Genomic DNA, 13,554 nt, shown 5'->3' on the forward strand with positions numbered 1-13,554 from the left:
CCTTTTTATTGGATTTTTTCTTCTTCACCTAATACTTCATTTAAAAGGATTTCTTCGTCACTTTTTGTGAAGGTATCCTTCGTTTCTTTTAAAATGTCCGTTACCTGAGGAGTTATATCCCGTAACTCTTCCACTTTATCGGTTATATAAGATATATCCTCACTGACCTGCTTAACGGTTGTCTTTAATTTTTCTGCAGTTTCCTTCACCTTATCAGTAATCTCTCCTGGATTTTTCATGATATAGGTAACCTTAGTAGTAGTTTTTTGTACGTTTTCTTTCATCACTTCACGTGTTTGTTTATCTAAAAGGCTGATTGCTCCGCCAGCAAGTGCTCCAAGTAACACCCCGCGCCAAAATTGATTTTTCTTTGTCATGTTAACGTCTCCCTTAATCATAATTATTATTATCATTAATAATACCCGATGATAATAATACCAAAACCCTCTTTCATTTATTTTGCTTCATAGAGGATGGCCACGCAAGTCCGACTGATATTTTTATCCATTTTTTTTGGTTTACTAAATTGGGAGTCTTCCCTAGGAATTTTGTATTGACATATAATTTTCAACATGAAAAGATGGACATATTAACTCGCGGAAAGGGTGAACCAAATGAATTTATCAGAAAAATCGATTGAGAATGTCGAATATATGATTGAACAAATTAAGGAAAAGCTAAAGGTCCTAAACCTTGGAGCCATAAAACCTTCGCATTTTGATGAAGAAATGTATGAGGAATTAAAAGAGATTTATGATATGGTACTTAGAAAGAATTCATTTAGTCCTAATGAAATGCAGGCCTTAGTAGAAGAGCTTGGAAGCCTCCGAAAAAAATAAGCTAAAAACCCGTTATTGCAAATAACGGGTTTGTTTTTATTCCTGTTCAGTTAATATGACAGGTCCATCCTTTGTAATCGCAAGTGTATGTTCGTATTGTGCTGAATATTTCCCATCAATGGTCCTTGCTGTCCAGCCATTGTTGTCCATCTTCGTTTGGTATCTTCCTACATTAACCATGGGTTCAATTGTAAAGACCATACCTTCTTTAATTCTTGCGCCTTTTCCTGGCAGCCCGTAGTGTGGAACATCCGGCTTCTCATGTATCACTGCTCCAATCCCATGGCCAATAAAGTCTCGAACAACAGAAAAACCTTCGCTTTCAACATAGGTTTGAATTGCGTGTCCGATATCCCCAATTCGATTGCCGACAATCGCCTGTTCAATCCCTTTATAGAGTGCTTCCTTTGTAACATTTAATAGACGTTCGGTTTCCTCAGATACCTTTCCTACTGCATAAGACCAGGCGGAATCAGCCAAAGCACCATTGTAATTGACAACCATATCCACTGTCACAATGTCCCCATCTTTTAAAGGTTCCTTCCTTGGGAAGCCATGACATATTTCGTCATTTATGCTTGCACAGGTTGCATATTCATAACCCTTATAACCCTTTTGTTCTGGTGTCGCTCCATTTTTCTTAAGAAATTCTTCAACAAATACATCGATTTCCCAAGTGGTTATACCTGGTTTGATTAATTTTCCGATTTCTTTATGACAAGCTGCAAGTATTTCTCCTGCTTTTTTCATTGCTTCAATTTCACGTTGTGATTTAAGGACAATCATTTTAGGAGGGTCCCCTTCCTTTTTGTTTATTTTTATGTATAATATTCATAATTGTTATCCGTCTAAAAGCAAAAACTTTTAGTGAATTATACAATTAACCACTATTGGCAACACTATTAATATTAACCCTATCCTGTTAATTTTTCAAAAATACTTTATATGGTGAAACTTTTTCTCAAAGTTCATATTTTTGTTCATATTCCTTTGTTCTTAATATGGTACTTTTCTATTCCTTTTGATAGAATTAATGTAAAGTGAATAATAATTAGGTGTGTGAGAATTATGATCGGTGATCGCGTAAAAAAATTTCGCTTAGAAAAGAAAATGTCACTTTCCGAACTTGCTGCTCAAGCAGGAGTGGCAAAATCTTATTTAAGTAACCTTGAAAATAACAAACAAGAGAATCCTTCTATAAAGTTTCTTGAAAAAATTGCAGTTGTCTTAAATATTCCTGTTGATCATTTAATACATGAAGAAGTCAATAAAGCGGAATTAGACATTGATTGGATGAACCTTGTCAAAGATGCAATGAATTCTGGTGTTTCCAAAGAACAATTTCGTGATTTTCTTGAATTTAACAAGTGGCGTATTAATCAAAACGACGATAAATAATAACCTGCTTTTTAAAAGGTCTTTTTCAATTTGAAAAAAGAAAAGCATTCTACAAATACTCCCATTTTGTAGAATGCTTTTTTATTTATGTATACTGTCGTTCCGTGATTAACTCATTACTTCTTGTTGGCTAAGGAACTCACGAACTGCTTTTATGGATAATCCCAAGTCTTTTGCTTCTAATATGAGGTCCATCCATTCTTGATCGATTACTTCTACTTCACTTTTTGTAATAATCATTTTTCTCACTCCTAAAATACATTGTGTATTCCAGGTAGCCCGGCCATCGTAACAAGTTAAACCTGCCTTAGATCCTCGGCTTTGCGTCCCTGCTTTTCAACAGGTTTGCCTTTTTCTGAACTAATACAACTTAAGTATGACTGTATTAGCCAATCGTTCTTTTGTGATAGGTCGATTTACTTAATCCTTATTGATATTATATCTAGTGCTATTTTAGTACGGTGTTGTAATTTGTCGTATTATTTAAATTTTCACACATTTTTTTCTAACAAATTATGCCATATATCTACAAAAATATCCCAATTACTGCCTAACTCCTTTGATGTTCCATGTCTAAGGTCTTGAGCTTTAGACGAAATTCCTTGCCATTTCTTTATTTCCTTGTGGAAACTAAATTAATTTTACAATTGATATGACTTTAATATTTGTCTAAACTGTGACAATCAGCATATAATTAAACAACATAATAATAAACTTAATATTGTTAATATTCAAAATAATGGTGGTGAAGCATTGCGATGACCCTTATTCATGTATTAAACTTTTCCATTCCGATTGCGTTTATTGTGTTTGCTGGGTATGTATTAGACCGCATGTGTAAACCAGATCCCCCAAAAGATAAAGCTGGTGAAGAGTGAATCTATTTATAGATTCCACTTTCAGACGGCTTTTTCTTTTTTAATAGTAATTATTTTCACTCCAATCAGGGAATGCTACTTTTGATGACGAAAGGAGTGTTGAATTTGGCACGTGGAGAACATTTTGAACATAAAAAGAAAAACCACCCAGGTAATTTTCCAAAAGACAGTTTAACGGAAAAGCATGCGAAACAAGCAATTGGGGACGAAGAATTTTTAGTGGTAAGGGAAGCCTTTAAAAATCGAGTGGAAGATGAGGATGAATATCGAGGAGATACTGCTCGTTTACTAAATGACCAGACAGAATAAAAGGCGTGAGCACTCACGCCTTTTTATATTTTATATCCTAGAATTGGCCTTTTTCCATACTTAAATTTCTAATAAAATGTGAAAATTCAATTGTTTTAAGCCAATTAGCTGCTTTTTCGATGTCCTTGGAAAACACCCTGTCTTGTTTAATCGAAGCTACCTGTTCGCGGCCTTTATCATAAAAAAACCTGGTATGAGATGCCATTTTTTCGATCCCGCGAATTTCAACCGCCTGCATGGCACAAATTAGTTCAATTGCGATAACTCTGCGTGCGTTCTGGATAATTTGATAAGCATGCCTAGAAGCAATTGTTCCCATACTTACATGATCCTCTTGATTTGCGGAAGAGGGAATCGAGTCGACACTGGCAGGATGTGCGAGTGTTTTATTTTCTGAAACAAGCGCTGCTGCCGCATATTGCATAATCATTGCACCCGATTGCAAACCAGGTTCAGGACTTAGGAAAGCCGGTAAATCATTTAGCTGTGGATTGACTAATCTTTCAATTCGTCTTTCCGAGATATTTGCTAGTTCCGCTACGGCAATCTTCATAAAATCCATCGCAAAAGCTATGGGCTGTCCGTGGAAGTTCCCACCAGATATCACCTTTTCTCCATCATCAAAAATTAATGGATTATCCGTTGCAGCATTCATTTCGATCTCTAATTTTTCTTTCACATAATCCAAGGCCTGCCAAGATGCCCCGTGAACTTGTGGAATGCAGCGGAGAGAATAAGCATCCTGAACCCGTAACTCGCCCTGCTGTGTTGTCAATAAACTATCGCTTAAATAACGACGAATTCTCGCTGCTGTATCAATCTGCTGTTTGTATCCCCTTGCGACATGAACTTCTTCTGCAAATGCATCGATAATTCCGTTTAACCCTTCCATTGTCATTGCAGCAATCAGCTCACTTTCATGTGCTAACTGTTCTGCCTCCAAGTAACCAATAACACCCATTGCTGTCATCGCTTGAGTACCATTAATTAGAGCTAGACCTTCTTTTGCTTCCAAGGTTACGGGTAAAATCCCTTCTAACTGGAGCGCATCAAAAGCATCGATTTGCTTACCTTTGTAAAATACCTCTCCTTCCCCAATTAGAACTAAGGCAAGGTGAGAAAGTGGGGCTAAATCACCGCTCGCACCAAGGGAACCTTGCTGTGGGATGACAGGAATGATATCTTTATTCACTAACTCTAATAACTTTTCAATGACAATAGGTCTGACTCCAGAAAAGCCCTTTAGTAGTGCGTTAGCCCGAAGAAGGACCATGGCTTTAGAAACAATTTCCGGAAAAGGTTCACCTACCCCGCACGCATGGGAACGAATTAAATTAAGCTGCAGGTCTTGAACATGATTCTTATCGATAAGTACATCGCTGAATTTTCCAAATCCAGTCGTAATTCCATAAACTACCTTTGATTCTGAAACAATTCTTTCTACTGCTTCACGGCTCTTCTTGACAGCTTCCATACTCTTGTCTGAAGCATTAACCTTTTGCTTGCCATATAATACATCTTTCATCTGCTCTAACGTTAAGCTTCCACCTGTAAGTGTGATCATATTGTCTCTCTCCTCTACCACTGTAGTATAATAAAGAAAGAGGCTGGATTCCGAATCTATTTGATTTGGAGTCCAGCCTCTTCTATGATTAATTGATTGAATATTATTAGATGTCTCATGGGATCATTCCATTCTTTAACTATCTATTTGATAATTATTGTATGTGATGAAAAGCTTATCTGTCAATTAAATTTTCTGAATTTTAGCACGATAACACTTTAGTAAGATAATAATGAAAAGCGGAATCGCCGGTTTAGCGGCGTATGAGCTACAACGATTTAAAATAAAGGAAAGTTCCGTTATACTATAAAAAGGTCAAATTGGATTTACCCGAAAGGAGTAATTATGAAATCTCTCGTACTTGCAGAAAAGCCAAGTGTGGCTCGTGAACTTGCTCGTGTCCTTGGCTGCAATCAAAAACATAAAAGCTATATGGAAGGCAATCAATATATTGTCACATGGGCCCTTGGACACTTAATCGAATTAAAAATGCCCGAGCATTATGACACGAAATATAAAACATGGAATTTGGAAGATTTACCGATCATTCCACAAAAAATGGGCTTGATGGTCATGAAGCAAACAAACCATCAATTCCGAGCCATTGAAGCGTTAGCCAAACGGAAAGATATTAACGAATGTATCATTGCAACGGATGCAGGTCGTGAAGGCGAACTGGTTGCCCGCTGGATACTTGAAAAGCTCCACTGGAACAAACCTCTAAAAAGATTATGGATTTCTTCACAAACAGATAAGGCTATAAAGGATGGGTTCAAACAATTAAAACCAGGCAAACAGTTTGAGGACCTCTACCATTCAGCAGTTTGCCGAGCAGAGGCTGATTGGTTAATTGGTCTAAATGTGACAAGAGCATTGACCACCAAATACAAGGATCCTCTATCTGCGGGTCGGGTTCAAACCCCTACGCTTGCACTTGTTCTTGAGCGTGAGCAGCAGATTCAATCCTTTGTACCAAAGGAATATAGGACAATTCGGGCAGAAATCGGCCCGCTTTCAACTGATTGGGAACGAGACAATGAAAAGCGCATTTTCGATAATGTAAAAGCAGTAGCGATCCAATCGAAAATCAATGGAAAAAAAGCTGTGCTTGAAAAAATTGAGCGAAAGAAAAAATCAGAGCCACAGCCTCTACCCTATGATTTAACAGAGCTACAGCGTGATGCCAATAAGCGATTTGGTTTTTCTGCAAAAAAGACTTCGACCGTCTTACAGCGTCTTTACGAGCAATACAAATTAGTTACTTATCCAAGAACCGATTCACGCTATTTAACAACAGATATGATGAACACAATGACAGACCGCCTGCAAGGAATGGCTTCTGGATATAGAGATGAAGTCCGCCCTCTTCTTGCAAATAGGGGTACTGTGCTTGCCAAACGCGTTTTTAACAATGACAAGGTATCGGATCACCATGCCATTATTCCTACGGAACAACGGCTGAATCTTAGTGAACTCGATTCAGATGAAAGAAAACTATACGATATCATTGCCAGACGTTTCTTAGCCTTGTTTTTACCTGCTTATGAATATGAAACCATTCAGGCTACCTTCAAGGTAGAAGGTGAGACATTTACAGCAAAAGAAACAAATGTAATCGATTTGGGCTTTAAGAAAGTCTTAGGAAAAGAAGATACTGAACATGCTGTAACTGGCCTGCAAAAATTAGCCCAAGGTCAGTCCTTTACGGTTAAAAATAGCTCCATCAACCAAAAATGGACCGAACCACCGCAGCGTTATTCTGAAGCGGATGTTCTAGCTCAAATGGAGAAATTCGGTTTAGGAACCCCAGCAACCAGAGCAGAAATTATTGAAAGACTTGTGGAAACAGAAGTTGTTGAACGGCAAAATGGGCGCTTCCATCCAACGAAAAAAGGCAAACAACTAATCGACCTTGTCAATGATGAATTAAAATCACCAGAATTGACGGCCAAATGGGAGCAGGAACTGGAACGAATCTCAAAAGGAAAGGCGGACCCAAAAGCCTTTTTACAAAAAATTCGACGTCAAACAGAGCAGCTGGTTTCCGAAATAAAAACGAGTGACAAAACGTACCGGGCTCACAATTTAACCGGCTCGAGATGTCCAGAATGTAACGAATTCTTAAAGGAAAGAAATACAAAGGATGGGAAAATTCTTGTTTGCTCAAGTCCTGAGTGTTCTTACCGGAAAAGAAAGGATCCGAAGCTTTCAAATCGACGCTGTCCACAGTGCCATAAAAAAATGGAGATTCATGACGGGAAAGCAGGCGCCTACTTCCAATGCCGCCGATGCAATGTAGTTGAAAAAGCAGAAGACAAGAAAAAAGCAGTCAATAAGAAAGAAGCACAAAAACTTGTCCAGAAATATACGCAAAAAGAGGATTTTGGAACAAGCTTAGGTGATTTACTGAAACAAGCCTTAAAAAATCAAGACTAACCATAATGGTAAGCACAATCCATGTGCTTACCATTTCTGCTGTATGTTCTTCCAGTTAGAAAGTATGATGGTACGGTCAAAAATTTAGAAACGAGGACAATGTATGAGGATTAGGGATTGGGATCCTAATTTAAAAGTTCGCCTGTTTAGCGAAGGGATGATGAACATTACCTTTTGGATGTTTTTTCCTTTCTTAACGATTTATTTTGCAGAAGAGTTCGGTAAAAGTAAAGCAGGATTATTACTAGTTTTTTCACAAATTTTTTCTGTATTGGCTAACCTTATGGGCGGATACTGTGCCGACCGGTTCGGGCGGAAGCGAATGATGGTTTTGTCCGCTATCGGTCAGGGACTTTCGTTTATAGCCTTTGCCTTCGCAAGTTCCCCCTGGTTTCAATCCCCATGGATGGGGTTTGCAGCCTTTGCAGTGGCCGGTGTGTTCGGTTCTTTTTACTGGCCAGCCAGTCAAGCGATGGTAGCAGATGTTGTCGATGAAAAAGACCGAAGTAATGTGTTTGCTATTTTTTATACATCTATTAATATTGCAGTTGTGATTGGCCCTATTCTAGGTGCTATTTTTTATGTTCATTACCGGTTCCAACTCTTACTTGTAGCTGGGATAGTATGTATTTCCTTGGGACTTATATTAGCCAAATGGATTCGAGAAACGGTTCCAGTTAAAAATAACGCATTTTCGCCTGACGAGAAATGGTATTACTTTTTAAAAAATCAACTGAAGGATTATTCACTGATTGTTAGTGATAAAACCTTTCTGCTCTTTATTCTTGCTGGGGTATTAGCTGGGCAAACATTTATGCAATTGGACTTATTAATTCCAGTTTATATAAAGGATGTCTTCGAATCTCAAAGTCTTTTTTCATTAGGGAATTGGACGTTTTCGGTTAATGGTGAGCAGGCATTTGGATTGGTGCTCGCGGAAAATGGTTTCCTCGTTGCACTGTTGACCGTTATCGTCACAAAGTGGATGAGTAAATATTATGAACGGAATGTATTTGTTCTCTCGTCTGTTGTTTACGCCATTTCCATTATTCTTTTTAGTCAAACCACGTGGATTTGGGGGTTAATGGTTGCCATGGCGGTTTTCACCTTCGCTGAATTAATGGGGGCTGGGCTCCAGCAAAGCTTTGTGTCGAGACTTGCTCCTGAGCATATGCGAGGTCAATATTTCGCGGCTGCTAGCTTACGATTTACAATCAGCCGTACCATTGCACCGCTTGCCATTCCACTGACGGTATTGCTTGGTTATGGTTGGACATTTTCCGTCATAGCGATTCTTGCTCTTTCAAGTGCTGGGATGTATTGGGTAATGTTTTATTCGTTTGAAAAGCAAAAAATAGGAACACAGATGTAAAAAAGGGTCAATAATTCATAAAAAATTGTACTAAAATGTTCACATTTGCCTAATTTGTATTATAATTAACTTACAAAAGTTAATATTATAAGGGCGGTGGAAACAATGGAATTATCCCAGTTCATGGCTCCAACTTCATTGTCAGGAATTATTACATTTTTAGTCCTATTTTCCGCAGGTGTTTATTTAAATATAAAAGTATACGGCAGTAAGTTACAGTAAAGATGAAAATCTTTACTGTTTTTTTGTTTTTATCAGGTATCCTTTTGCGTAATGGCTTTCAGTTTCTTTTTACAATTGGAAACGCTACAATAAAGGAAGATTCAGAAGAAAAGGAGACGTACATATGAGTGAATTTCAAAAAAACCTTGAAAAATATGCTGAACTAGCCGTTAAAGTGGGCGTAAATGTTCAGAAGGGTCAAACCTTAGTCGTAAACGCCACCTTAGATGCGGCCGAATTTGTTCGTCTGATTGTTAAAAAGGCATACGAAACTGGTGCACAAAATGTCATCGTTAACTGGAACGACGATACCGTTACGAGAACAAAATATGACTTAGCTCCCGAGGAGGCATTCCTTGAGTACCCTGTTTGGCGTGCCAAAGAAATGGAAGATCTAGCAGATCAAGGCGCTGCCTTTATGTCGGTTATTTCCACTAGCCCTGATTTGCTAAAAGGCGTGAATCCAGAACGGATTGCCAACTTCAATAAAGCTGCTGGAAAAGCACTGGCGAAGTACCGGAAGGCAGCACAATCAGATAAGGTGAGTTGGACTGTTATTGCAGCTGCCGCGCCGGCATGGGCAGCTAAAGTTTTCCCGGATGAGCCTGCTGAAAACCAAGTAAGCAAACTTTGGGATGCGATTTTCAAAGCCGTGCGTGCAGACGTTCAAAATCCAGTAGAAGCTTGGAAAAACCATGATGAGACCCTTCATGAAAAAGTTCATTATTTAAATGAAAAAAGATACCAAAAGCTCCATTACACAGCTCCTGGTACAGATTTAACAATTGAACTTCCTGAAAAACACATCTGGGTGGGCGCAGGCAGTGTAAATGAGAAAGGCTTCGAGTTTATGGCCAACATGCCGACAGAAGAAGTGTTCACTGTTCCTTATAAAACAGGTGTTAATGGAACAGTTGCTAGCACAAAGCCTTTAAGCTATGGTGGAAATATTATTGACCGCTTTTCGATTACGTTCGAAAATGGAAAAATTGTTGGGGTAAAAGCCGAAGAAGGCGAAGAAATCCTTAAGCGTCTTGTCGATACAGACGAAGGCTCACATTATCTTGGGGAGGTTGCACTTGTACCATATAACTCACCCATTTCCCAATCAAATGTCCTTTTCTTCAATACATTGTTTGATGAAAATGCCTCAAACCATTTAGCGATCGGCAGTGCCTATGCTTTTTGTATTGAAGGCGGCAAGAAAATGTCTTCCGAAGAATTGAAAGAGAACGGTCTGAACGAAAGTATCACCCACGTTGATTTCATGATTGGTTCCACGGAGATGGACATCGATGGAATCACCGCTGATGGCAAAACAGAACCCGTATTTCGAGGCGGAAACTGGGCTTTTTAATAAGGAAGCTAAAGCGCCCTGTTCAGCGGCGTATGGCCTGGAGCACTTGAGCTAGAAGTTATCTAAGTTCAGATAACTTTTACTTGCTTAACGCTGAACAAAAGAGCAGGACTTCCTGCTCTTTTTTCTAACTATAAAAAAAAGTTTGGAGGATGTTTTTTATGTGGAATGAATTTAAACAGTTTGCCATGAAAGGCAATGTTATTGATTTAGCAGTCGGTGTTATTATCGGTGCAGCATTTGGAAAAATAGTTTCATCTCTTGTCGCCGATATAATTATGCCTTTAGTTGGGGTAATCATTGGAGGCGTTGATTTTGATTTTTCTAATCTTGCCTATGGAAAATTAAAATACGGACAGTTTATTCAAACAGTTGTTGATTTCTTAATCATTTCTTTTTCAATTTTTCTATTTGTGAAATTTCTAAACCGATTTAAAAAGAAAGAGGAACCAGCAGCGGTTGTTGCGAAAGTGGACCGAACGGAAGAGCTTTTAGCAGAAATTCGCGATTTATTAAAAGAAGATAAAGATTTTTTAAGAAAAAATGAAACATCTTGACCATATCCTCGTATATGTTAGTAATAAATAATTTTTGAGGTGAAAAATTTGTATACTCAAACATCTACTGAATTTTTGCCATCTGTTTTACGAACATTTGCCCTTTCGCTTGCGATTGCATTCTTGGGTACAATGGCAGGAGTATTTGTTCCATCTAGCCTATTTATGCCATTAGCTATTTTAGAATTTGTCATGCTCATGGTTGCCTTCTTTTTCAGACGCAAAAAGGCGATTTCTTATTCATTCTTATACATTTTTACATTTATATCTGGAATAACCCTTTACCCTATCGTAGCTTATTATTTAGCTACTGCTGGTGCAAACGTGGTGGTTATGGCATTCGCCAGTACAACGGTTGTTTTTACAGGTGTTGCAATTTATGCGACTAAATCAAAACAAAACTTTTCCTTTTTAGGAGGATTCCTGCTTGCTGCCTTGCTTGCATTAGTGGCCATTTCCATTTTTAATATCTTCTTTCCATTAGGCTCTACAGGGATGCTTGCTTACTCCTTTATCGGCGTATTAGTATTTAGTGGGTATGTCCTCTTTGATTTCAGCCGAATGAAGCATTACGGGGTAAGACCTGAAGAAGTCCCATTGATGGCATTGAACCTATACTTGGATTTTATTAACCTTTTCGTCAGCATCCTTCGTATTTTGGGGATTCTTTCAAGCAAGGATTAACTAGAAAAGCGGAAGCGTCCGTTTAGCGGCATATGGACTGGAGCGCTCCAACTGAGATAAAGGAAACACGGTGAGCGGAGCGAGCCGATGTTGACCTATCGTAGGGCGGAGAGCGAAGTCCACTAGCCGTTGGGCGCTAGAGCTAGACAGTATGAGAAAGGAGCTTGGGTATCCAAGCTCCTTTTACGTTTAGCTATTATATATTAACGTGAATCCGCGCTGAATCACCTGCTTTATTGATTTTTCCCAGTTTTTTTTCAGTAACATTTCAGTTATACGCTTAACGTTGGGATGGCTGCCATTGTGCTTCTTATAGAGTTCTAGTATTTCAAGCCTCACTAACCACTCATTGGGGTACTGCTTATCTAAAGTTGATATTACTTTTTCCAAGCTGGACCAACTCTGTTCATTCCACACCGGACTCTCACGTAAACTTCGGATTTCCTCATATAGCTTTTCTAGTTGATTCCAATTCTGCTGTACTTCTGTTTCCTCTACAACATTTGTTTCCTCTATTGCTGGCCAGTCAAAGTAACCGTCCGGGTCAGCCGCGCCTGCAAAAACAGAGGTTATTTCTGCTCCCACCGCCATATCATAGGTCCCCCAAGATGGTTCAAAAAGGACTTGATCCTTGAATTTTACTTGGCAATCCTTAAATGAGATTAAAATCGGATTACCTGCAGACAACAAAATAGTTTTCACGATCCCCTTTACATTGACACCACTTTCAAATTTTAATACTGCTTCGCTTCCTTCAATAATGCCTAAATCCTTTAATTGATCAAGCGAGCAATTCTCAATTACCTTCTTTCCTTCAAGTCTTCCTATGGGTGTCCCAAAGCCTTTATGATGTGTCTCTCTGCCATGGTCCTCTAATTGTTTCTTATCCAGCGATAGTGCTGTAGGACCCTTCGTTCTGATATAAACAGCTTCCCCTTTATCATCCTTCAATATCGTTGTTAGTGTGCCAGTCACTTGCAACCCTGATGAGAAGACAAAGGTTGCGAGATTATCAGATTGCAAAGCTTTTTCTAGGCTTTCCGTTCCACCTTTTTGAAATGCCATGGTAGAAGCAAATTGATCAATAGCCGCTGCCAGTTCATCAAAGTTCTTACAAACAAATAGTTGCGGCTGCGGCTTTGTGACATCATATGGTGTCTTAATACATTCTTCTACTGAGAATGGGATCTTTTTGACATCATCAGTAAGACAACTTTGACTCTCACCTACTGATGATAGTAGGCCTGCTCCATAAATTTTCGGATTGTTTAGGTCACCAACTAATCCATATTCTACCGTCCACCAAAAAAGCCTTGAAACTTGATCGGCCTCTGATAGACCTTTGACCTTCTTTCTTGCTTCTGCTACCAGTTTTTCTGCCTCTTTAACCTGCTCTGGTGTAGAATTTGGATCTTCGGCAACAATCGTTAAATGACGAACTGCTTTAAATACCTCTAGCTTCTCTTTACTGGAGAGTGCTTTTGCTCCCATTTCGCCGATTTTCTTAACAAATTCTCGATATGATTTATCTAATAAAATGGGCGCGTGTCCAGCTGCCTCATGGATCATATCCGGTGCAGGGGTATAGGCAATGTTTTGTATTTTTCTTATTTCCGTTGCAATTGGTAAAATACAATTTGCAAGAAAGCCATAAAACGCTGTGCCAGGAATTAACCCAGCAATCGTGACGGCCCCCCAGCCCACTTTTGCTAGACTGGTATTCATGTCATCTACTTTTGGAATCGATTCAGTTTTAATTCCTGAATCGTTAAGGCCATTCACATATGCGGGATGAGCGATATCTTTTAAAAAGTAATGATTTTGTTTCATGACAAAACGCCATACCGCATGATCGATAGGCGTATAACGGTTGTAATATTGCTTTGAAATATACGGAAGTAACTGTACCGGAGACCTTTTTGTTTCATTTCCTGTCAT

General features: G+C 38.8%; 13 protein-coding genes and 1 riboswitch. Of the genes, 8 read left to right on the forward strand and 5 right to left on the reverse strand.

Annotated elements, in window-relative coordinates; all coding sequences use genetic code 11:
• Window positions 1-5 precede the first annotated feature (5 nt).
• A complete protein-coding gene (locus tag AB7942_RS20825; protein WP_369448358.1) occupies window positions 6-377 on the reverse strand; it encodes a YtxH domain-containing protein in 372 nt (123 codons plus the stop codon).
• A gap of 237 nt (window positions 378-614) precedes the next feature.
• Between AB7942_RS20825 and AB7942_RS20830 the strand changes: the two genes are divergently transcribed.
• Window positions 615-839, forward strand: a complete 225-nt coding sequence (locus AB7942_RS20830) for a DUF1128 domain-containing protein (protein WP_066251264.1) — start codon at window positions 615-617, stop codon at window positions 837-839.
• Between the two features lie 36 nt (window positions 840-875).
• On the opposite strand, the gene map is transcribed toward AB7942_RS20830, so the two are convergent.
• Window positions 876-1,625 carry a type I methionyl aminopeptidase gene (gene map, locus AB7942_RS20835; protein ID WP_098930027.1) on the reverse strand — a complete coding sequence of 250 codons (750 nt, stop codon included), beginning with the start codon at window positions 1,623-1,625 and terminating at the stop codon, window positions 876-878.
• A 282-nt stretch (window positions 1,626-1,907) separates the two neighbouring features.
• On the opposite strand from map, the gene AB7942_RS20840 reads away from it, so the two are divergent.
• Window positions 1,908-2,237, forward strand: a complete 330-nt coding sequence (locus tag AB7942_RS20840; protein WP_088085802.1) for a helix-turn-helix domain-containing protein — start codon at window positions 1,908-1,910, stop codon at window positions 2,235-2,237.
• Between the two features lie 108 nt (window positions 2,238-2,345).
• On the opposite strand, the gene AB7942_RS20845 is transcribed toward AB7942_RS20840, so the two are convergent.
• The gene (locus tag AB7942_RS20845) at window positions 2,346-2,477 is read right to left on the reverse strand and encodes an anti-repressor SinI family protein (RefSeq protein WP_369448359.1); all 132 of its coding nucleotides are present in this window, start codon (window positions 2,475-2,477) and stop codon (window positions 2,346-2,348) included.
• Between the two features lie 30 nt (window positions 2,478-2,507).
• A riboswitch (cyclic di-GMP riboswitch) is annotated at window positions 2,508-2,597 on the reverse strand.
• 614 nt (window positions 2,598-3,211) lie between these two features.
• On the opposite strand from AB7942_RS20845, the gene AB7942_RS20850 reads away from it, so the two are divergent.
• The gene (locus AB7942_RS20850) at window positions 3,212-3,424 is read left to right on the forward strand and encodes a hypothetical protein (RefSeq protein ID WP_306572496.1); all 213 of its coding nucleotides are present in this window, start codon (window positions 3,212-3,214) and stop codon (window positions 3,422-3,424) included.
• A 37-nt stretch (window positions 3,425-3,461) separates the two neighbouring features.
• Here the strand turns inward: AB7942_RS20850 and hutH are convergent, their stop codons facing one another.
• Window positions 3,462-4,988 carry a histidine ammonia-lyase gene (gene hutH, locus AB7942_RS20855; RefSeq protein WP_369448360.1) on the reverse strand — a complete coding sequence of 509 codons (1,527 nt, stop codon included), beginning with the start codon at window positions 4,986-4,988 and terminating at the stop codon, window positions 3,462-3,464.
• Between the two features lie 345 nt (window positions 4,989-5,333).
• On the opposite strand from hutH, the gene AB7942_RS20860 reads away from it, so the two are divergent.
• From AB7942_RS20860 to AB7942_RS20880, 5 genes are all read left to right on the forward strand, one after another.
• Entirely contained in the window at window positions 5,334-7,424 is a 2,091-nt protein-coding gene (locus tag AB7942_RS20860; RefSeq protein ID WP_369448361.1) for a DNA topoisomerase III, read from the forward strand.
• Window positions 7,425-7,527: 103 nt separating this feature from the next.
• Window positions 7,528-8,796, forward strand: a complete 1,269-nt coding sequence (locus tag AB7942_RS20865; RefSeq protein WP_335440091.1) for an MDR family MFS transporter — start codon at window positions 7,528-7,530, stop codon at window positions 8,794-8,796.
• Window positions 8,797-9,142: 346 nt separating this feature from the next.
• Complete coding sequence (locus AB7942_RS20870; protein ID WP_369448362.1) at window positions 9,143-10,375, forward strand: aminopeptidase; 1,233 nt, start codon at window positions 9,143-9,145, stop codon at window positions 10,373-10,375.
• A gap of 161 nt (window positions 10,376-10,536) precedes the next feature.
• Window positions 10,537-10,932 (forward strand): large conductance mechanosensitive channel protein MscL, encoded by a 396-nt coding sequence (gene mscL, locus AB7942_RS20875; RefSeq protein ID WP_369448363.1) that lies wholly within the window; start codon window positions 10,537-10,539, stop codon window positions 10,930-10,932.
• A gap of 48 nt (window positions 10,933-10,980) precedes the next feature.
• Window positions 10,981-11,616, forward strand: a complete 636-nt coding sequence (locus tag AB7942_RS20880) for a Bax inhibitor-1/YccA family protein (RefSeq protein ID WP_088085794.1) — start codon at window positions 10,981-10,983, stop codon at window positions 11,614-11,616.
• A 189-nt stretch (window positions 11,617-11,805) separates the two neighbouring features.
• Here the strand turns inward: AB7942_RS20880 and AB7942_RS20885 are convergent, their stop codons facing one another.
• A complete protein-coding gene (locus AB7942_RS20885) occupies window positions 11,806-13,554 on the reverse strand; it encodes an aromatic amino acid hydroxylase (RefSeq protein ID WP_369448364.1) in 1,749 nt (582 codons plus the stop codon).

This window comes from Neobacillus sp. BF23-41 (assembly GCF_041106275.1).

Coding starts and splice junctions, on each gene's coding strand:
- AB7942_RS20825 (WP_369448358.1), bottom strand. CDS start 377: ATGACAAAGAAAAATCAATTTTGGCGCGGGGTGTTACTTGGAGCACTT.
- AB7942_RS20830 (WP_066251264.1), top strand. CDS start 615: ATGAATTTATCAGAAAAATCGATTGAGAATGTCGAATATATGATTGAA.
- map (WP_098930027.1), bottom strand. CDS start 1,625: ATGATTGTCCTTAAATCACAACGTGAAATTGAAGCAATGAAAAAAGCA.
- AB7942_RS20840 (WP_088085802.1), top strand. CDS start 1,908: ATGATCGGTGATCGCGTAAAAAAATTTCGCTTAGAAAAGAAAATGTCA.
- AB7942_RS20845 (WP_369448359.1), bottom strand. CDS start 2,477: ATGATTATTACAAAAAGTGAAGTAGAAGTAATCGATCAAGAATGGATG.
- hutH (WP_369448360.1), bottom strand. CDS start 4,988: ATGATCACACTTACAGGTGGAAGCTTAACGTTAGAGCAGATGAAAGAT.
- AB7942_RS20860 (WP_369448361.1), top strand. CDS start 5,334: ATGAAATCTCTCGTACTTGCAGAAAAGCCAAGTGTGGCTCGTGAACTT.
- AB7942_RS20865 (WP_335440091.1), top strand. CDS start 7,528: ATGAGGATTAGGGATTGGGATCCTAATTTAAAAGTTCGCCTGTTTAGC.
- AB7942_RS20870 (WP_369448362.1), top strand. CDS start 9,143: ATGAGTGAATTTCAAAAAAACCTTGAAAAATATGCTGAACTAGCCGTT.
- mscL (WP_369448363.1), top strand. CDS start 10,537: ATGTGGAATGAATTTAAACAGTTTGCCATGAAAGGCAATGTTATTGAT.
- AB7942_RS20885 (WP_369448364.1), bottom strand. CDS start 13,554: ATGACAGGAAATGAAACAAAAAGGTCTCCGGTACAGTTACTTCCGTAT.